Annotated in this window: 19 protein-coding genes, 1 tRNA gene and 1 pseudogene; 13 read left to right on the plus strand and 8 right to left on the minus strand. The window is 64.8% G+C overall.

All coding sequences use genetic code 11. From position 1 onward, the window contains the following. From WBG82_RS01970 to WBG82_RS02010, 9 genes and pseudogenes are all read left to right on the plus strand, one after another. A pseudogene (locus WBG82_RS01970) lies at positions 1 to 239 on the plus strand (flagellar basal-body MS-ring/collar protein FliF); the annotation flags it as partial. Between the two features lie 11 nt (positions 240 to 250). Beyond that, the gene (gene fliG, locus WBG82_RS01975; RefSeq protein ID WP_324298588.1) at positions 251 to 1276 is read left to right on the plus strand and encodes a flagellar motor switch protein FliG; all 1026 of its coding nucleotides are present in this window, start codon (positions 251 to 253) and stop codon (positions 1274 to 1276) included. Between the two features lie 40 nt (positions 1277 to 1316). Continuing rightward, positions 1317 to 1994 (plus strand): hypothetical protein, encoded by a 678-nt coding sequence (locus WBG82_RS01980; protein ID WP_424420700.1) that lies wholly within the window; start codon positions 1317 to 1319, stop codon positions 1992 to 1994. A 9-nt stretch (positions 1995 to 2003) separates the two neighbouring features. Then, the gene (gene fliN / locus WBG82_RS01985) at positions 2004 to 2357 is read left to right on the plus strand and encodes a flagellar motor switch protein FliN (RefSeq protein ID WP_424420703.1); all 354 of its coding nucleotides are present in this window, start codon (positions 2004 to 2006) and stop codon (positions 2355 to 2357) included. A 62-nt stretch (positions 2358 to 2419) separates the two neighbouring features. Further along, positions 2420 to 3793: a sigma-54-dependent transcriptional regulator gene (locus WBG82_RS01990; RefSeq protein WP_424420706.1), complete on the plus strand. Its 1374-nt coding sequence runs from the start codon at positions 2420 to 2422 to the stop codon at positions 3791 to 3793. A 123-nt stretch (positions 3794 to 3916) separates the two neighbouring features. Continuing rightward, complete coding sequence (gene flhA, locus WBG82_RS01995) at positions 3917 to 5974, plus strand: flagellar biosynthesis protein FlhA (protein ID WP_424420949.1); 2058 nt, start codon at positions 3917 to 3919, stop codon at positions 5972 to 5974. 31 nt (positions 5975 to 6005) lie between these two features. Next, a complete protein-coding gene (locus tag WBG82_RS02000; protein WP_424420709.1) occupies positions 6006 to 7106 on the plus strand; it encodes a hypothetical protein in 1101 nt (366 codons plus the stop codon). A 34-nt stretch (positions 7107 to 7140) separates the two neighbouring features. Next, complete coding sequence (locus WBG82_RS02005; RefSeq protein ID WP_424420712.1) at positions 7141 to 7956, plus strand: MinD/ParA family protein; 816 nt, start codon at positions 7141 to 7143, stop codon at positions 7954 to 7956. A 157-nt stretch (positions 7957 to 8113) separates the two neighbouring features. After that, positions 8114 to 8428 carry a hypothetical protein gene (locus WBG82_RS02010; RefSeq protein WP_424420715.1) on the plus strand — a complete coding sequence of 105 codons (315 nt, stop codon included), beginning with the start codon at positions 8114 to 8116 and terminating at the stop codon, positions 8426 to 8428. Positions 8429 to 8444: 16 nt separating this feature from the next. On the opposite strand, the gene WBG82_RS02015 is transcribed toward WBG82_RS02010, so the two are convergent. From WBG82_RS02015 to fliI, 3 genes are all read right to left on the minus strand, one after another. After that, positions 8445 to 8930, minus strand: coding sequence for a YajQ family cyclic di-GMP-binding protein (locus WBG82_RS02015; protein ID WP_324298601.1), 486 nt, complete (start codon positions 8928 to 8930; stop codon positions 8445 to 8447). A 129-nt stretch (positions 8931 to 9059) separates the two neighbouring features. Continuing rightward, positions 9060 to 9470: a flagellar export protein FliJ gene (gene fliJ, locus WBG82_RS02020; RefSeq protein ID WP_424420719.1), complete on the minus strand. Its 411-nt coding sequence runs from the start codon at positions 9468 to 9470 to the stop codon at positions 9060 to 9062. Continuing rightward, the gene (fliI, locus tag WBG82_RS02025) at positions 9470 to 10804 is read right to left on the minus strand and encodes a flagellar protein export ATPase FliI (RefSeq protein WP_424420721.1); all 1335 of its coding nucleotides are present in this window, start codon (positions 10802 to 10804) and stop codon (positions 9470 to 9472) included. Before fliI ends, fliJ begins: the two co-directional genes overlap by 1 nt. A 388-nt stretch (positions 10805 to 11192) precedes the next feature. Between fliI and ctrA the strand changes: the two genes are divergently transcribed. Then, complete coding sequence (gene ctrA, locus WBG82_RS02030) at positions 11193 to 11900, plus strand: response regulator transcription factor CtrA (protein ID WP_324298607.1); 708 nt, start codon at positions 11193 to 11195, stop codon at positions 11898 to 11900. 78 nt (positions 11901 to 11978) lie between these two features. Here the strand turns inward: ctrA and chpT are convergent, their stop codons facing one another. Further along, complete coding sequence (chpT, locus tag WBG82_RS02035) at positions 11979 to 12614, minus strand: histidine phosphotransferase ChpT (RefSeq protein ID WP_424420725.1); 636 nt, start codon at positions 12612 to 12614, stop codon at positions 11979 to 11981. A gap of 179 nt (positions 12615 to 12793) precedes the next feature. Between chpT and cysQ the strand changes: the two genes are divergently transcribed. Then, positions 12794 to 13603 (plus strand): 3'(2'),5'-bisphosphate nucleotidase CysQ, encoded by an 810-nt coding sequence (gene cysQ / locus WBG82_RS02040; RefSeq protein ID WP_424420727.1) that lies wholly within the window; start codon positions 12794 to 12796, stop codon positions 13601 to 13603. A 232-nt stretch (positions 13604 to 13835) separates the two neighbouring features. On the opposite strand, the gene WBG82_RS02045 is transcribed toward cysQ, so the two are convergent. The 3 genes from WBG82_RS02045 to WBG82_RS02055 are packed head-to-tail and all read right to left on the minus strand — an operon-like array spanning position 13836 to position 16052. Beyond that, positions 13836 to 14183 carry a YdbL family protein gene (locus WBG82_RS02045; protein WP_424420729.1) on the minus strand — a complete coding sequence of 116 codons (348 nt, stop codon included), beginning with the start codon at positions 14181 to 14183 and terminating at the stop codon, positions 13836 to 13838. A 10-nt stretch (positions 14184 to 14193) separates the two neighbouring features. Then, entirely contained in the window at positions 14194 to 14394 is a 201-nt protein-coding gene (locus WBG82_RS02050; RefSeq protein ID WP_424420731.1) for a YnbE family lipoprotein, read from the minus strand. A 20-nt stretch (positions 14395 to 14414) separates the two neighbouring features. Further along, positions 14415 to 16052 carry an intermembrane phospholipid transport protein YdbH family protein gene (locus WBG82_RS02055; protein WP_424420734.1) on the minus strand — a complete coding sequence of 546 codons (1638 nt, stop codon included), beginning with the start codon at positions 16050 to 16052 and terminating at the stop codon, positions 14415 to 14417. A 163-nt stretch (positions 16053 to 16215) separates the two neighbouring features. Between WBG82_RS02055 and WBG82_RS02060 the strand changes: the two genes are divergently transcribed. Then, the gene (locus WBG82_RS02060; protein ID WP_424420736.1) at positions 16216 to 16842 is read left to right on the plus strand and encodes a DUF1134 domain-containing protein; all 627 of its coding nucleotides are present in this window, start codon (positions 16216 to 16218) and stop codon (positions 16840 to 16842) included. Between the two features lie 128 nt (positions 16843 to 16970). Then, positions 16971 to 17807 carry a hypothetical protein gene (locus WBG82_RS02065; RefSeq protein ID WP_424420738.1) on the plus strand — a complete coding sequence of 279 codons (837 nt, stop codon included), beginning with the start codon at positions 16971 to 16973 and terminating at the stop codon, positions 17805 to 17807. A 105-nt stretch (positions 17808 to 17912) separates the two neighbouring features. Here the strand turns inward: WBG82_RS02065 and WBG82_RS02070 are convergent. Then, positions 17913 to 17988 (minus strand) — tRNA-Glu (locus tag WBG82_RS02070). Between the last annotated feature and the right edge of the window lie 69 nt (positions 17989 to 18057).

Consider the following 18057-nt stretch of genomic DNA (forward strand, 5'->3'; position numbering starts at 1 on the left):
CGGCAGGCCATGCGGCCGCGGCGCTTCCGGGGCCGGACGGCGCATTGTCGGGCGACGACATTTCCGCCGCGCTCATCGCCGGCTCCAACCAGTCTTTCGACGACGACATGATGATCGACATCGCCCAGGTCACCGGCAAGGTGAAGCACTCCTCGGTGCGCAAGATCGGCGAACTCGTCTCGAACCACCCCGACGAATCCATTTCCATCCTGCGCAGCTGGCTGCACGAAACGGCTTGAGGAACAACATCGTGGCAACCGCACCGAAGAAACAGGAAGACAAGAGCCTCAGCGGCCCGCAGAAGGCGGCGATCTTCATGCTCGCCATGGGCGCCGACGACGCGGCCTCCCTCTGGGAGATGTTCGACGACGACGAGATCCGGGAACTCTCCCAGATCATGTCGACGCTCGGCACGGTGCAGGCCGGAACCGTCGAGAAGCTGCTCGTCGAATTCGCCTCCAAGATGTCGGGCACGGGCGCTCTCATCGGCTCCTACGAGTCGACCGAACGCCTGCTGTCGAAGTTCCTTCCCGAAGACCGCGTCAACCTCGTCATGGACGAAATCCGCGGCCCCGCCGGGCGCACCATGTGGGAAAAGCTCGGCAATGTGAACGAGCAGGTGCTCGCGAGCTACCTGAAGAACGAATATCCCCAGACGGTCGCCGTCGTTCTCTCCAAGGTGAGGCCGGAGCATGCCGCGCGCGTTCTCTGCCACCTGCCGGAAGACTTCGCGCTCGAAGTCATCACGCGCATGCTGCGCATGGAATCGGTCCAGAAGGAAATTCTCGACAAGGTCGAGCAGACGCTTCGCGCCGAATTCATGTCGAACCTTTCGCGCACCAATCGCCGCGACGCGCATGAGCTGATGGCCGAAATCTTCAACAATTTCGACCGCCAGACCGAAGGCCGCTTCCTCGCCGCGCTGGAAGAGCGCAGCCGCGACGCCGCCGAGCGCATCAAGGCGCTCATGTTCACCTTCGAGGATCTCGGCAAGCTCGATCCGGGCTCGGTGCAGACGCTGCTGCGCGCGGTCGACAAGAACAAGCTCGCGGTCGCCCTCAAGGGCGCCTCCGACACGCTGCGCGACCTCTTCTTCGCGAACATGTCGGAACGCGCCGGCAAGATCCTGCGCGAGGACATGGAACTCATGGGCCCCGTCCGCCTCAAGGATGTGGATGAAGCCCAGATGATGATGGTCAACATCGCCAAGGATCTCGCGCAGAAGGGCGAAATCCTGATCGCCCAGAACAATGACGAAGACGAACTGATCTATTGAGGCGGGCCGCGCATCGTTTGGCCGAATGAACAGAATGAGCATGAAGCAGGCAGTCAAATTCACCTTCGATACGCGCTTCGACGACGGGCAACCCTCGGCGCCGCGCAACCCTGCGAAGGTGCAGTTCAGCGAGGAGGAGGCCGAGCGCATCCGCGCCGAAGCCTATGCCTCGGGCTTTGCCGCCGGCCATGCGGAAGCATCGGCACGCGCCGATGAGGAAATCGGCAACGCCATGCGCGACCTCGTCGCCAATGCGGCGAGCTTCCTTGCCGCGCTCGACGCGGAATGCATCTCGATCCGCGGCGAGGCGACGCAACTCGCGCTCGCCGTCGCCCGCAAGCTTGCCCCCGCCCTCATCGCCTCGCGCCCGGAAGCCGAGATCGAGGCCGTGCTTCGCGACTGCCTCGTGCATCTGAACCGCGAGCCGCACATCGTTCTTCGTGTCGCCGACACGCTGATGGAACGCCTGAAGGAGACCGTCGAGCGCATGGCGCGCGAACGCGGCCTCGATGGTCGCATCATCCTCATCGGCCAGAACGACGTCGCCGAGGGCGATTGCCTCGTCGAATGGGCCGATGGTGGCGTGGTGCGCTCGCGCCAGGAGCTCGAACAGGAAATCGTCGAAGTCACGACCCGCTACATCGAAACGCTGTCTGGCCGGCGCAATGCGGAACAGCGCCTCGCCATGTCCGAAACGCCGAAGCAGAACGCACTCTAGGAGCAGACCATGGCCGACCAGGATGATGAAATCCCCCTGCCCGATCTCGCAAATGCCGAGCCGCTTGCCGCCGAGGCGAGCCTCGAGGAAGAGGACGATGCCGAGCGCATTCGCATGGCGCAGGACCTCGAAGCCGTCTTCGACGTGCCGGTCAATGTCTCGGCCGTTCTTGGCAAGACGCATATGGAAGTCTCGAACCTGCTGAAGCTCGGCCGCGGCACCATTGTCGAGCTCGACCGCAAGGTCGGCGAAGCGATCGACATCTTCGTCAACGACCGCCTCGTCGCGCGCGGCGAGGTCGTGGTGGTGGACGATCGCCTGGGCGTCACCATGACCGAAATCGTGAAAGGCAGCGCGAGCTGAAACTCTCGCGCCCGCCCGAACCTGTAACTGCATAAGAAAACACTGAAAGAGGAGTGCGGCACATGCGCCTTCTGATCGTCGGAACCCTGAACGGCCAGCTCTCGACCGCCACCAAGATGGCCATGGCGAAGGGCGCCAGGGTGACGCACACGGAAACCGCCGATCAGGCGATGGATACGCTGCGCGCCGGCCGCGGCGCCGACCTGCTGATGGTCGATGTCGGCTGCGACATCGCCGCCCTCATCGCGCAGCTTCAGGACGAGCACATCTGCGTTCCGGTCGTCGCCTGCGGCGTCGATACGGATGCGCGCGCCGCCGTGAACGCCATCCGCGCGGGCGCGAAGGAATATATCCCGCTTCCGCCCGATGCCGAGCTCATCGCCGCCGTTCTCTCCGCCGTCGCCGATGACGGTCACGCCTTCGTGTTCAAGGACCCGAAGATGGTCGAGATGATCCGCCTCGCCGACCAGGTGGCGCCATCCGACGCAAGCATTCTCATCACCGGCGAATCCGGCACCGGCAAGGAAATCATGGCGCGCTATCTGCACAGGAAGTCGCTGCGCCGCGACAAGCCCTTCATTTCCGTCAACTGCGCCGCTATCCCGGAAAACCTTCTCGAATCCGAACTCTTCGGCCATGAGAAAGGCGCCTTCACCGGCGCGGTCGCCCGGCGCATCGGCAAGTTCGAGGAAGCCGACGGCGGCACGCTTCTGCTCGACGAAATCAGCGAGATGGATCTGCGCCTGCAGGCGAAGCTCCTGCGCGCCATTCAGGAGCGCGAGATCGACCGTGTCGGCGGCAAGGCGCCCGTCAAGGTCAACATCCGCATCCTGGCGACGTCGAACCGCGACCTTCAGGCCGAGGCGCGCGCGGGCCGCTTCCGCGAGGACCTCTTCTATCGCCTCAACGTCGTCAATCTTAAGCTCCCGCCGCTGCGCGAGCGTCCGGCCGACATTCTGGCGCTGACGGAACATTTCGCCGAGCGCTATGCGAAGGCGAACGGCCTGCCCGTGAAGCCGCTCTCGCTCGAGGCGCGCCGCTTCCTCACCCGCCATCGGTGGTCGGGCAATGTCCGCGAGCTTGAAAACACGCTCCACCGCGCGGTCCTGCTGTCGACGGGCCCCGAAATCGACGTCGAGGCGATCCGCCTCCCCGACGGTTCGCGCCTCGACGAGCCCGCGCCGTCCCTCGGCATCGCCCAGAAGGCCGCCGCCGCGGCCGATGCCGCAACGCGCAGCTTTGTTGGCCGCACGGTCGCCGAGGTCGAGCAGGACCTGATCCTGCAGACGCTCAACCATTGCCTCGGCAACCGCACGCATGCCGCCAATATTCTCGGCATCTCCATCCGCACCTTGCGCAACAAGCTCAAGGAATACAGCGAATCCGGCATCGCCGTGCCCGTTCCGGGCGGCGAGGCGCGCCTCAACTTCGGCTGATTTCGCAAGAACGCCAATCGGGCATGACGGGGACTGGTTCGAATGAGTAACGCGACTGTGGGGAATGCGAATTCCGGCGGATTGCTGGGCAGCCTCGGCCTCGCCGGCCTGACACCGGCCGGCATGCTCGGCAATCTTGCCAAGCGCGGCGACCTCGCGCTGGCCGTCGGCGTGATGACGATCATCGTCGTCCTCATCCTGCCGATGCCGGCCTTCCTGCTCGATTTCTCCCTCGCCATCTCGATCACCTTTTCGGTGCTCGTGCTGATGACGGCGCTCTTCATCCAGCGGCCGCTCGAATTCAGCTCCTTCCCGACCGTGCTCCTCATCGCGACGATGCTGCGGCTGGCACTCAATCTTGCCTCGACCCGCCTCATCCTCTCGCACGGCCATGACGGGACGGGCGCCGCCGGCAAGGTGATCGAGGCCTTCGGTCACTTCGTGATGCAGGGCAACTTCGTCATCGGCGTGATCGTCTTCTCGATCCTCGTCATCGTGAACTTCATCGTCATCACCAAGGGTTCGGGCCGCATCGCCGAAGTCGCGGCGCGCTTCACCCTCGACGCCATGCCCGGCAAGCAGATGGCGATCGACGCCGATCTGTCGGCCGGCCTCATCGACGAGAAGGCCGCGCGGCAGCGCCGCAGCGATCTCGAAAACGAAAGCGCCTTTTTCGGCGCGATGGACGGCGCCTCGAAATTCGTGCGCGGAGACGCGGTCGCGGGCCTGCTCATCACCTTCATCAATGTCGTCGGCGGCATCATCGTCGGCGTCGCGCAGAACGATCTCTCCTTTGCCGAAGCCGCCCACACCTACACGATCCTGACCGTCGGCGACGGCCTGGTGAGCCAGATCCCCGCGCTCATCGTTTCGACCGCGGCGGGCCTCCTTGTCTCCAAGGCGGGCGTCGAAGGCGCGGCCGATCAGGCGCTTTTCGATCAGCTTTCGGGCTATCCGCAGGCGCTCGGCATGTCGTCCGTCGTCATGGGCACCATGGCGCTCCTGCCCGGCCTGCCGATGATCCCGTTCCTCCTGCTTTCCGGCGGCGCGGGCGGCCTTGCCTATTACGTGACGAAGATGCGCAAGACGAGAGCGGCCGAAGCCGTCGCGATGGAAGAGGCCCAATCCAGCGCCGCGCCCGCCGCCGAGGAACCGATCGGCACCGCGCTCAGAATGGACGAGCTGCGCCTCGAGATCGGCTATGCGCTGCTGCCGCTCATCAACGGCAAGGACCACCAGAAGCTCACCGATCAGATCAAGGCGCTGCGCCGCCAGCTCGCGACCGATATGGGCTTCGTCATGCCGTCGGTCCGCATCCTCGACAATGTCCAGCTCGATGCGAACGGCTATGCCATCCGCGTCAAGGAAGTCGAGGCCGGACATGGCGAGGTCTATGTGAACCAGCTTCTCGTCATGGACCCGCAGGGCGGCCGCATCGAGCTTCCCGGCCTTCACACGACGGAGCCCGCATTCGGCCTGCCCGCGACCTGGATCGACGAGGGACTGCGCGAGGAAGCCTCCTTCCGCGGCTACACGGTCGTCGATCCGCCGACGGTGCTCACCACGCATCTCACCGAGATCATCCGCGACAACATGGCCGATCTTCTCTCCTATGCGGAAGTGCAGAAGCTCATCGACGAGCTCGGCAAGGAGCACAGGAAGCTCGTGGACGACATCGTGCCATCGCAGATCACGATCACGGGCATCCAGCGCGTGCTCCAGACGCTGCTCACCGAACGCATCTCGATCCGCGATCTGCCGACCATCATGGAAGGCATCGCCGAGGCCGTCGGCCACACGCAGAGCCTCAATCTCATCACCGAGCATGTACGCTCGCGGCTCGCGCGCCAGATCTGCGCGTCGAATGTGGATCGCGACAACATGCTGCCTCTCGTCACTCTCTCGCCGCGCTGGGAGCAGTCCTTCGCCGAATCCCTCGTCGGCCAAGGCGACGAGAAGCAGCTCGCCATGCAGCCCTCGAAGCTGCAGGAGTTCATCGCCGCCGTCCGCGACACCTTCGAGGAAGCGGGCCGCGCAGGCGAGGTGCCCGTTCTCTTGACGAGCCCCGGCATCCGTCCTTATGTCCGCTCGATCATCGAACGCTTCCGGCCGCAGACCTTCGTGATGTCGCAGAATGAAATCCATCCGCGCATCCGTCTGCGCACGCTGGGAACCGTTTGAGCGGAGGCGGCAAGCGGCGGAGTAGAAACAGGTGAAGCTCAGGACTTTCATCGCGGCGGACATGGCCGAAGCCATCGAGGCGGTGCGGCACGAGCTTGGCACCGAGGCGATCATCGTTTCGAGCTTCACCAACGACGCCGGAAGCATCGAGGTGACCGCCGCGATCGAGCCCGATGCCGGGCGGCCGCTGAGCCTCTTCGAACTCGAATCCTCGCTCGAAACGAGCCTCCGCGAGCGGCTTCGCACGGCCCCTCCCGAAGACCATCACCCCGACGCCGAACCTGCCCCCGCTCCCCATTCCGGCATCGCCTTCGACGAGGCGCTTCTCGCCCGCGCGCTCGACGCGCAAGGCGCGCCCGCCGATCTGCGCGACGGGCTGGTGGCGGCGGCCGCGACTCTCGACAATGACGACGCGCTGGCGGCCCTCGCCATCGCGCTCCGCGACCGCTTCGCCTTCGATCCGTTGCCCGCCTGCCCGCCTGCGCCCGTCATGCTGGTGGGCCTTCCCGGCTCCGGCAAGACCGTCACCATGGCGAAGCTCGCGGCCGGCGCGGTGATCGAGGGCGTGAGCGTCGACCTCATCACCACGGATACGGCCCGCGCCGGCGCCGCGCAGCAAGGCGAAGCCTATGGCCGGCTGCTCGACCTCGACATTCGCTCGGCCGAAGATATCGACGGGCTCGCGCTGCTGCTCAACGAGCACGAAAGCGGGACGGCACCAGCCGATCGCGCCGCCCGCCCCTGCTTCATCGACACGGCGAGCGTCAATCCCTTCGACCGGCAGGAATTCGCCGCGCTGAGGCGCCTTGCCGAAGGCGCGCGCTTCGCCGCCGACACCGAGCCCGTGCTCGTTCTTTCCGCCGCCGGGGACGCGCGGCTTCTCTGCGAAACCGCATCGCATTTCTCGAGCCTCGGCGCGCGCCGCCTCATCGCGACGCAGGTCGATATTTCGCGCCGCATCGGCGCTGTGCTCGCCGCCGCCGATCATGCGGGCCTCGCTCTCTCCCATATCAGCGTCACGCCCTATCTGGCGCGCGGCCTTGCGGCGATGAACCCGCTCGTCTGCGCCCGCCTCATCCTCGGCACGCATGAAGCGCGCGCCGACGGCGCGGACGCCATGGCCGCATCATGAAGCCGGCAGCACCCTCTTCCAGTCAGGATTGCACATGTCTCACCCGCGCATGATCCAGATCGCTTCCGGCAAGGGCGGAGTCGGCAAGACATGGTTCGCGATCACACTTGCCGAAGCTCTTGCGGGCATGAACCGGGACGTGCTCCTCTTCGACGGCGATCTCGGCCTTGCCAATGTCGATGTCCAGCTCGGCCTTGCGCCGAAGCACGATCTCGGCTCCGTGATCGCGGGGCGCGTCCGCATAGAGGACGCGATCACGACCTACGAAATCCCCTCCGTGAGCGGAGCGGCCGGCGGCCTCAAATTCGACGTGCTCGCGGGCAAGTCGGGCTCCGGCGTGCTGAGCGCGCTGACCAGGACGGAGATCGCCGCCATCGCGCGCAATCTCGTCTCGCTTTCGGCGCGCTATGTCCATGTCGTCATCGACCTTGCGGCGGGCCTCGATCAATCCGTGCTGGCGCTCTGCACGCCGGGCAGCACCACGCTGGTCATCGTGACCGACGAGCCGACCTCGCTCACCGATGCCTATGCCTTCATCAAGCTGCTCACCCTTCAGGAGCCGCAGGCCGACATCAGGATCGTGGTTAATTTCGCCAATGATCGCGAACATGCCTGGCGCACCCACGCGGCGCTCAGCAATGCCTGCCGCAACTTCCTCGGCTTCAATCCGCCGCTCGCGGGCTTCGTGCCGCGCGACGATCTGGTGCGCGACGCTATCCGCCGCCAGACGCCACTTCTCTTCCGCCATCCGCAGGCGAAGGCAAGCGAGGCGGTGCGCAGGATCGCACGCGACCTCCTGCTCCCCCTGCCCGCTCAGGAGCCCGTGAAGGCGGCGCGCGGACAGGACTGAGCCATATTGCGCCGCACACGAATGATTTGCTGCAATGCGATCAGGGTGGACGCTGTCCCAAATTGAGCTAGTCTGTACTCCGCCTCGAGGCGGGTGACGGCATCCGCGTCGGGCGAGGGGGAATGTCTGCGTCGGGAAGTTGGGGGACGGAATGCTTATGGACTATCTGAATCAGGGCCTCGCCCTGGCCCGCCAGGGCTTCGATACCGTGAATTCTGTGCAGGGCATTGTGATCGCGGTGATCGCGGCCGGGCTGATGCGGAACTATGGGCGCGTCATCGGCTGGGCGATCGGCGCGACGGTCGTGCATGAGGCGGTCAACATCGTCCGCAACATTCTCGCGCACGACGCCAATCCCGTTCCGAACTTCGCCGATATTGAAGTTCTGAAACTCATCGCGGTTCGCTTCGTCGGCTATTTCGTCGCGATCAGCATCATCTACTTCGTCAGGCGACTGTTCTTCCGCAGCTGACGCGCCGCGCCGGGCGTCAATCGCGGAAGTTTTCGTACTGAAGCGGCTGCTCGATATCGAGCCCGCGCACGAACTGGATCGCGGCCTGAAGGTCGTCGCGCTTCTTGCCGGAGACGCGCAGCTCGTCGCCCTGAATGGCGACCTGCACCTTCAGGCCCGATCCCTTGATCTCCTTGACGATGCGCTTGCCGAGATCCTTGTCGATGCCCTGCCGGATGGCGACCTTCTGGCGGACGCTCTGCCCCGCGGCCTTTTCCGGCTCCTTGTAGTCGAGCACGCCCGGATCGACCTTGCGGCGGGCGAGATGGCCCTGCAGCAGCTCATGCATCTGCTTGAGCTTCAGTTCGTCATCGGCGTTGATGGTGATTTCCTGTTCCTTGCGCTCGATCGTGCAGCGCGACCCCTTGAAATCGTAACGCTGCGCGATCTCCCGCTCCACGTTCTGGAGCGCGTTGTCGATTTCGCCGAAATCGGTCTTGGATACGATGTCGAAGGAAGGCATGGGGGAATTCCGCCTGAACTTAGGAAACACGGCCGACATTGTAGAGCATCGCCGGCGGGATTTGAACGGCTGGCGCCCACCCATGCGAGCGTGTTGCAAACTCCAGGACAGGAAGGATGAAAAGCGCTCTCAGCCGCGCCTGTGAATGCCGAGCGCGACTTCGTCGAGTTCCGCCTGCTCGATCCGCATCGCTTCCTTGCGATGCCTGCGTTTCCGGTTGTCCTCGATCAGCTCGTATTTCTTGAGTTCGCGGAAGGCGCTCGCCAGCTCCTCCTTCGCCACGCTGAGCTGATGCTCGATATCCTCGATCGAATTGAGGATGTTCTGGCGCCGCCGGATCACCGATTTGGCGAACATCGGATAGGCGAAATGCGCCACGTCCGAAATGCCGGCCTTTTCCTGCTCCGCCAGGACCTGCGCCTCGAGCTCGCGCTCGCGGGCACGGAATTCCTGAAGCATGAGTTCGAGTTCAGCGAGCTTGCGGCGCTTCTCGTCCACCTGAAAGCGGTGAAGCCTGATGAGAGAATCCCGGTTACGCATCAGTCATCCTCCCGCGCCGGAGGCGTCTGCGAAAGAATATTGGCGAGCATGGCATAGCCCGACGCCATGTCCGTCGCCTCGTTTTTACGCTGCCCGAGAAAGCGCTCGAGCGAAGGCTGATAGAAGATCGCCTCGTCGACGAGCCTGTCCGAACCGGGACGGTACGCGCCGAGGCGAATGAGTTCTTCCATGTCGTCATAGGTCGAAAGCAGCGTCCGCGCCTTGCGGATGAGCGTGTTCTCTTCCTCGCTGTTGCAGCCCGGCATGGTGCGCGACACCGACTTGAGAATATTGATCGCCGGATAGCGGCCGCGCTCCGCGATGGCGCGCTCCATGACGATGTGCCCGTCGAGAATGCCGCGCACCGCGTCCGCGACCGGCTCGTTGTGATCGTCGCCATCGACGAGAACGGTGAAAAGCCCGGTGATGCTGCCGCTTCCCGTGCCGGGGCCCGCGCGCTCCAGCAGCTTGGGCAGCTCGGCGAAGACGGTGGGCGTATAGCCCTTGCTCGTGGGCGGCTCGCCGGCGGAAAGGCCGATCTCGCGCTGCGCCATCGCAAAGCGCGTCACGCTGTCCATGAGGCAGAGCACGTCCTTGCCGTGATCGCGGAAATATTCCGCGAGGCTCAGCGTCAGATAGGCCGCCTGACGGCGCATCAGCGCCGCCTCGTCAGAGGTCGCGACCACCACGACGGAGCGCGCGAGCCCCTCGGGCCCCAGATCGTCTTCGAGGAATTCCTGAACCTCGCGGCCGCGCTCGCCGATAAGGCCGATCACCGAAATATCGCAGGCCGTGTTGCGGGCGAGCATGGAGAGCAGCACCGACTTGCCGACGCCTGAGCCTGCGAAGATGCCCATGCGCTGGCCGCGGCAGCAGCTCAGAAACGTGTTGATCGCGCGGACGCCGAGATCGATCTTGCCGCGCACGCGCTGCCTCGTATGCGCGGGCGGCGGCATGTTGCGCAGCGGATAGGGCTCCGCGCCCTGCGCGATCGGCCCCTTGCCGTCGATGGGCTCGCCCATGGCGTTGACCACGCGGCCGAGCCATGCGCTCGAAGGATAGACATGCGGCTCCTCGGCGATGACTTCCGCCTTGCAGCCGACGCCGATGCCGGAAAGCTGCCCGAAAGGCAGGCAGAGCGCCCGCCCGTCGCGAAAGCCGACCACCTCGCATGGGATGTCGCCGCCCGTGCGGCTCGTGACCGTCAGCCTGCTGCCGACGCCCATGGCGTGAAGCGGGCCCGCCACTTCCACCATCAGCCCCTGAACGCTGACGACACGCCCGTAATGCCTGATCTCGGAGAGCGCGCCGATCTCCGCCAACAAAGCTCGCACTTCTCAAGGCTCCCGCGTCTTGCTTGCCTCGCCCCGCCGGGGCTTGCCACATGGGAGAAATCACCATTGCTCCCACATCGTGCGTTCATCATGGCGGCAAGACTTTAAGGGCGCGTAAACCTTGGAACCGGGAAAATATCGACGAAAACGGAGCGGGCGGCGCGAAACCCTGCACGTTTCGCCCGCGGCAGGGGGCGCCCCGATCGGCGCGGAATTCACGCCTCGGTCAGTACGGTGAACACCCTGTGAACCGCTTATATAAATTTTTCTCAAAATTTTCGTCCACGGTTAACCTTTATTAACCAAATGGCGATAATGTGGCTTAGTGGATTTAACTTTTTGGGCCGCAGTGGCGGGGGGCATGCCTTCCGTCACGAAGAGGGGGACGATGCGAGTTCTGCTCATCGAAGACGACAGTGCAACCGCCCAGAGCATTGAGCTCATGCTCAAGTCTGACGGTTTTAACGTGTACACGACCGATCTTGGCGAAGAAGGGGTCGATCTCGGTAAGCTCTATGACTACGACATCATCCTTCTGGACCTGAATCTGCCGGACATGAGCGGATACGAGGTCCTGAAGTCGTTGCGCATGGGCAAGGTGACGACGCCGATCCTGATCCTCTCCGGCCTCGCCGGCATCGAGAACAAGGTTCGCGGCCTCGGCTTCGGCGCCGACGACTACATGACCAAGCCCTTCCACAAGGATGAGCTGGTCGCCCGCATTCATGCGGTCGTCCGCCGTTCCAAGGGCCATTCGCAGTCGGTCATCAACACCGGCAAGCTCACGGTCAATCTCGACACCAAGACGGTCGAGGTCGACGGCCAGCGTGTTCATCTCACCGGCAAGGAATACCAGATGCTGGAGCTTCTCTCGCTCCGCAAGGGTACGACGCTCACCAAGGAGATGTTCCTCAATCATCTCTATGGCGGCATGGACGAGCCGGAACTCAAGATCATCGACGTGTTCATCTGCAAGCTCCGCAAGAAGCTCGCGGCGTCCACGGGCGGCGAACACTATATCGAGACCGTGTGGGGACGGGGCTATGTGCTGCGCGATCCGGTCGAAGGGGCGATGCCTGTTCAGGCGACCGCCTGATCCTGGCCGCGCGCATGAAAAGACGAAGGGCGTCTCCCGCGAGACGCCCTTTTCGTTTGGCCGGCTGGCGGATGATCCTTACGCCCTGGCCTCGATCGTGAATTCATCGCCCTCCATGCGCGCCTCGATCGCAAGGCCGAGTGAACGGGCGATGAGCCCGGTGAAATAAGGCTGGGCCGCGCGCGCATCGAGGGGCTGCTCCGGCGCCCTCCCGCCCAGAAACCGCGCCGTCTCGTCTGGAATGCGCGCCGCCTGCCCGCGCGAGCGCACATTAAGACGCGGGCTCGCAAGATCGCCCTCGACGCCGACCGCGACTTCACCGCCGCGCGGAACAGCGGCAATGCCGATGAGCAGCATGTTGAGCAGAAGCTTCACATAGTCCTTGCCCATGGTAGCGTGAGGCGCGTGCCAGGAAAGCGTTGCCTTCTCGCTCCGCATGAGCCCCTCGGCGACGGCGCGCGCATCGGCAAGATCGATTTCGGCGCCCGCCGAGCCTGCCGAGCCGAAGGCGAGCCGCGCGAATTGCAGCTTCGCCGAAGCCTGCGCGGCGCTCTTCGTGATGAGATCCATCGCGTGAACACGCATCTCGGGATCGTCGTCGTCCGCAAGCACTTCGAGGCCATTGGTGATCGCGCCTACCGGGCTGATGACGTCGTGGCAGACGCGGCTGCACAGAAGCGCCGCCAGCTCCAGCGCCGAAATATCCTCGCTCATCGTTCCGCCGCCCCCGCTTTTCGATCTTCGCCTGAACGCGAATGCCCCGAACGCTGATAGCATCGCGCCGCCCACTATGCCAGCCCCGGACGGACGGCCCCGACCCCGCCCGACCCCGCCATGCTTGACCCTGCCCGCTCCGGGTGCTGTTCTCGCGCCGCCGATGCCAGGAGAAACGGATGAGCCCCACCCCGGACCGCAAGACACTCATCGACGGGCTCTGCCGCCTCTCGCTCATGGCGGGCGCCGCGATCATGGCTCACTACGACAGCGGGCTCGAAGCGATCCGCAAGGAAGACGACAGCCCCGTCACCGCCGCCGATCACGATGCCGAACGCATCATCCTTGACGGGCTGCATCGTCTTGCGCCGGACATTCCCGTCGTCTCCGAGGAACAGGCCGCCGCCGGACATATCCCCGATATCGGCCGGCGCTTCTTTCTCGTCGATCCGCTCGACGGCACGAAGGAATTTCTGCGCAAGAACGGTGAATTCACGGTCAACATCGCGCTTATCGAGGATCGCGTGCCGGTCGCGGGCGTGGTTTACGCGCCGGCGAGCGGACGCCTCTTCTACGCTTCCGGTTCCACCGAAGCCTATGAGCGGAAAGTTGCGCCGCGCGCGGATGGCGCGTTTGCGGGCGCGGAACCCGCGCATCGCATCGGCGTGCGAAAACCCGATTCCTCCGGCCTCGTCGTCGTCGTGAGCCGCACCCACCGCGACCACAAGACGGACGAATATCTCAACCTCTACAATGTGAAGGAGTTTCTCGTCTCGGGCTCCTCGCTCAAATTCTGCCTGATCGCGGCGGGCGAAGCCGATCTCTATCCGCGGCATGGCCGCACAATGGAGTGGGACACGGCGGCGGGCCATGCGGTTCTCGCCGCCGCTGGCGGCAGCGTGACCCAGCTCGACGGTGCGCCGCTTCTCTATGGCAAGACCGAACGCGGGCTCGACAATCCGTTCTTCGTCGCGCGCGGCGGCGCATAGCGCGGCGCGGATGCGCAAACGGCGCCTCCGATGAGAGAGGCGCCGCACAAATCATGCCGTCGAGGCCGCGAACGAAACGAATATGCGGCCGGCGCGAACCCCTGACCCCCCGGCTTTACGGGCTCGCGCCGGCCTCGCCTGCCGGATACGCATACTAGCGGCGGCGCTGCCGGGATCGGAGCAAGCCTCGTGCCGGAGATTTCGGAGCGTCAACGTACCGGAACGGAACGCTTCAGGGCTTTTTGACCCATTTTCCCGACGCATCCTGGACAAACTGTCCCGAAAGCGTCTTTGCGATGAGCTTTTCGGCGGCGAGCTTCTCCACCGCGTTGAGCGTCGCGCCCGGCGTCTGCGTCACGATGTTCTGGTAGGCCCCGCGGCGGCGCAGATTGATGTCATCCACCAGACGCTTGAGTTCGGGCGACGGGCTCGCGCTGACGATGCCGACATAGCCGTCCTGCCGCTCGCCAACGAGCCCCTGCGCCTTCGCGCCGTCGAGATCGAGCGCGAAAGCGGGCGCGGCGAGAGCGAGCGCGCAGATGAAGGAGAGAATGGCGAGTGCGGAATTGAAGAGGCGCATGATCTTCCTCTCAGAAAAGATCGGGGTTCTTGGCGAGCACATTGTCCAGTTCGCGATCGACCTTGACGCGAACCTCCTGCTCGATCTTGACGTTGAGATTGATTTCGATGGGCTTGTCGGGCGCCTCGATCTTGACGGTCGGATTGCATGCCCCGGCGGCGAGGAGAAGCCCCGCCGCGATCAGCCCGTTCGCCGCGCGCCGTCTCGTCATTCCCGATTTGTCTCGTGCATTCATGGTGTGGCCTTCTTCGTCGGCGCGGCCTCGCTGCGGATCAGTTCCATCGGCCGGAAGCCGACCGTACCACGCCGGATCAGGTCCGCAAGCGAGCCTTGCAGATTGACATTGAGGACGATCGGATAGCCGCCATAGAGCGACGGGTTCGAGCCCTTGAAGTGGAGACGGAACAGAAGTTCGCCATTGGCGTTTCCGCTGAGCGTCGCCTTAAGCTCCGTATAATGAAAATCCTTCAGCGCCTCCGTGAGAAGCTTCGTCTGCTCGTTGCCTGCCGCCGCCTCGGCGGCAGCGCTCTTGTAGACGATGACGCCGCCACCCGCCGCAGCGGCGAGCGCGCCATCCCTGATGATCGGATTGCCGTTCTCGATCGTGACCGGAATTGTGCCGCTCAGTTTCCCGCTGCCGGAAAGACCCGGCACATCGGCAAGTGTCAGGAGCGCCGTCACATCGACATTCTCGACCGTAAGTTCGAATGCGTTGGCGCCGGCCGAGGTCGAGGCGAGAGAGAGGCGGCCATCGGCGAAGGGCCAGGCCGCGCTGACGAGATGCGGCAGGCCCGACCTCCCGATCTCGAAGGCGACACGGCCATCCTTCAGCGGTATGCCCGCCTGGACGAGCCCGACGGAGAGCGTCTGTATCCCCTTGCTGCGCGGCGGCGCGAGGCTGTCAAGGATCACCGTGCCGTCGAGCCCGCCGAACTTCGCCGAATAGGCCTCGAAGCCGATGCCCGAAAGCACGACCCGCCCCGAACTCCTTAAAGCCCCGGGCGCATAGGAAAGCTCCGCCTCATAATTCGCCCTGCCCTGAACATTGGCGACGAGACCCTTCAGAACTGGCAACAGGGTTTGCGGCTCGAGCCCTGCCGGCGCAAAGCTGAGCGCCCCCTTGGCGCGCATGGCGCCCTTCAGCCCGGCGAGATCATAGCTGCCCGCAAGCGTCGCAAGCTCCGCGCCGCCCGCGCCGGGCGCGGCGCTCCGCACCACAGCGCTGAAACCGAGCTTGCTGCCATCGAGCGTGCCCGCCCCCACGAATTCGACAGGTTCGAAGCGAAGGGGAGCGGCAAGATCGGAGAGGCGCAGCGAGGGAAGCGAAATGGCGACGGGCGCCGCCGCCTCGGGCTGCGACAGATCGAGGCTGCCGTCGAGCGCGTAGCGCCCTTGTGGCGTTGAAAGCTCGATCCGCGCGCCATCGACATGAATGGCGGGAAGCGGGCCGGCCGTACCCCTGCCTCCCCCTTCAAGAAGCCTGCTCGCCGCGCCGAGCGACAGGCCACGCTCATCCACCAGCGCATGGGCGCTCAGACCGGACACCTCGATCGACTGGACGCGCCCTGAAAGAAGCTCGCCGACCCGGTAGGTCACCGTAATCCGCCCAGCCTCGACATCCGGAACCCGGCTGGCGCCTCCCTCCCGGGGGCCGATCGCCAGATTCGCGATCTCGATGCTTCTGAGGCCGAGCATTGAAACCCTGAAGGAGACGGGCGCCACGCCGCGCGCCGCCAGCACATCGGCAATGGCCCGCTCGGCCAGCGCCACCCTCGACTGCCACAGCGCGGCCAGTCCGAGGGCGAGCAGCAGGAGCCCGGCGGCGCCCAGATATATGAGACGCCTCAGCGCCGGTTTGTCATTGCCCATAACCTGAAGAGAAATATCCTTGTGGAGAGAAATCCGCGAGCCTCATCTCTGCCTTATTATGGCGCCACAAAGTGTCGGCCATAAGCGCGGTAGAATACGGGCATCGGAATCGGGCCAATTTTGGGCCTGACTGAAAGCAAAGGCCAAAGAGGAGCGAACGCTGATGACAACCAGACCGAAAAGGCTCCACGGGCTCCACGCGGCCGTCGCGGCGGGCCTGCTCATTCTCCTCGCCGGAACCGGCGCCACCGCGGCCCGCGCCGCCGAATCCAACCAGCAGGCGCCTGCCGTCCGCAGCCATGCGAGCGACACCTATAGCGAGAAGGAGATCGTGCACGAGGCTGGCCAGTTCTTCGGAAGCGCCGCCCAGGGCATGGCGGATGCCGTCCACAGCGTCTTCAAGAGATACGGAGAGCCGAACGCCTATATCAAGGGCGAGGAAACGAGCGGCGCCATCGTCCTCGGGCTTCGTTACGGGTCCGGTACGCTCGTCATGAAGAATGGTGGCCAGCAAAGGGTCTATTGGCAGGGCCCGAGCGCCGGCTGGGACTTCGGCGGCAATGCGGTCAAGGTTTTCACGCTGGTCTACAACCTCCCCGACGGGCAGACGATCTACCAGCGCTTTCCCGGCGTCGAGGGCAGCGCCTATCTCGTCGGCGGCATTGGCATCAACTATCAGCAGCGCGGCAAGATCATTCTGGCCCCCATGCGCTCGGGCGTGGGCCTGCGGCTCGGGGCTTCGGTCGGCTATCTCAAATACACCAAGGACCGCGAATGGCTGCCCTTCTGACGCGGGGCGCGTGGCATCGGCCAGCGGGGCCGGTGTGTTTCAGCGGTAGAAGCCCGGATTTATTTCTGGCAGGGTGACCGGAGCCGTCATCCGCCAGATGTCTACAACGCCAGCCCGACGGGGATCCCATGGCCGAAAGCCTGATGCTGATTGCACTCGGCTTCCTCACAGCGACGCTCTTTGCGATCGTGGCGGTACAACTTGCCTGGCGGCGCGCCGTCACGGTCACCACCGACAAGATGAGGGACGAACTCAACCTCGACGAGATGGAGCAGACGGCCGCGCGCCTTGTCGAAGCCGAAGCCGAGCTCGAAGACAAGCGTGGCGAGGCAAGCGAACTCGCCGCCCGCAATGCCGAACTCGAAGAGCGGCTGGCGACGGCCACCGCCGAAGCGCAGGTGATGCAGGGCGAGATCGCCGATCTCCATGCGCAATATGAAACCGCCCAGGGCGAGGCTCGCCGCCAGGCCGAGGAGCTGGCCGCGCTCCACTCCCATGCGGCGGCGCTGCAAACCGAGATCGACGGATTGCGGCATCGCGTTGCGGAGCTTGAGACCGCCGCCACGGCGGAAATCAACCGCCAGCTGCAGGTCGAAGCGCAGCTCAGGCAGCTTGGCGAGCGCGCGACGCGCCTCGTCTCCGAAATGAACGAGGCTTTCGAGCATGCGGCGAAGGCGACGGGGCTTCATTCCGCCATGGCCGCATCGGAGGCGAGCGGCACAGCGCACCCGGCCGACGAGCCCGCCACGCTTTCGCCCTATCCGGGCGAAGCGGAAGGCGGCAGCGATATGCGCGAACTCGACGCGATCAAGGCGTCGCTTGCGAGTTTCAGCGAGAGCGTGGAGCCGTTTGCGGTATCCGATGAGGATGCGGAAGAGCAGGACGAGGACGCACCCCTGCCGAATGAAAGCTTCCTTGCCGAGCGCATCCGCGCGCTCGAAGCGGGCGTCGCGCCCCATCGCTGACGGGCGAAAAATCGTCTCTATGCGGATGGAGTGCGCGCGAAGGTGCCCCTGGCCGCCTAAGCGTCCGGGAAGCTGCACAAACTGAAATGTCCGGATTTCAGCGAATGGCGTCCCCTAGGGGACTCGAACCCCTGTTTTCGCCGTGAGAGGGCGACGTCCTGGACCGCTAGACGAAGGGGACGGGACCAGTTCGGGGGCTCCGTATAGGACGGTTGTGCGCCGCGATCAAGCATAAAGACGGTAAACCGGC

The organism is Parvibaculum sp. (assembly GCF_049671045.1).
Lineage (GTDB): Bacteria > Pseudomonadota > Alphaproteobacteria > Parvibaculales > Parvibaculaceae > Parvibaculum.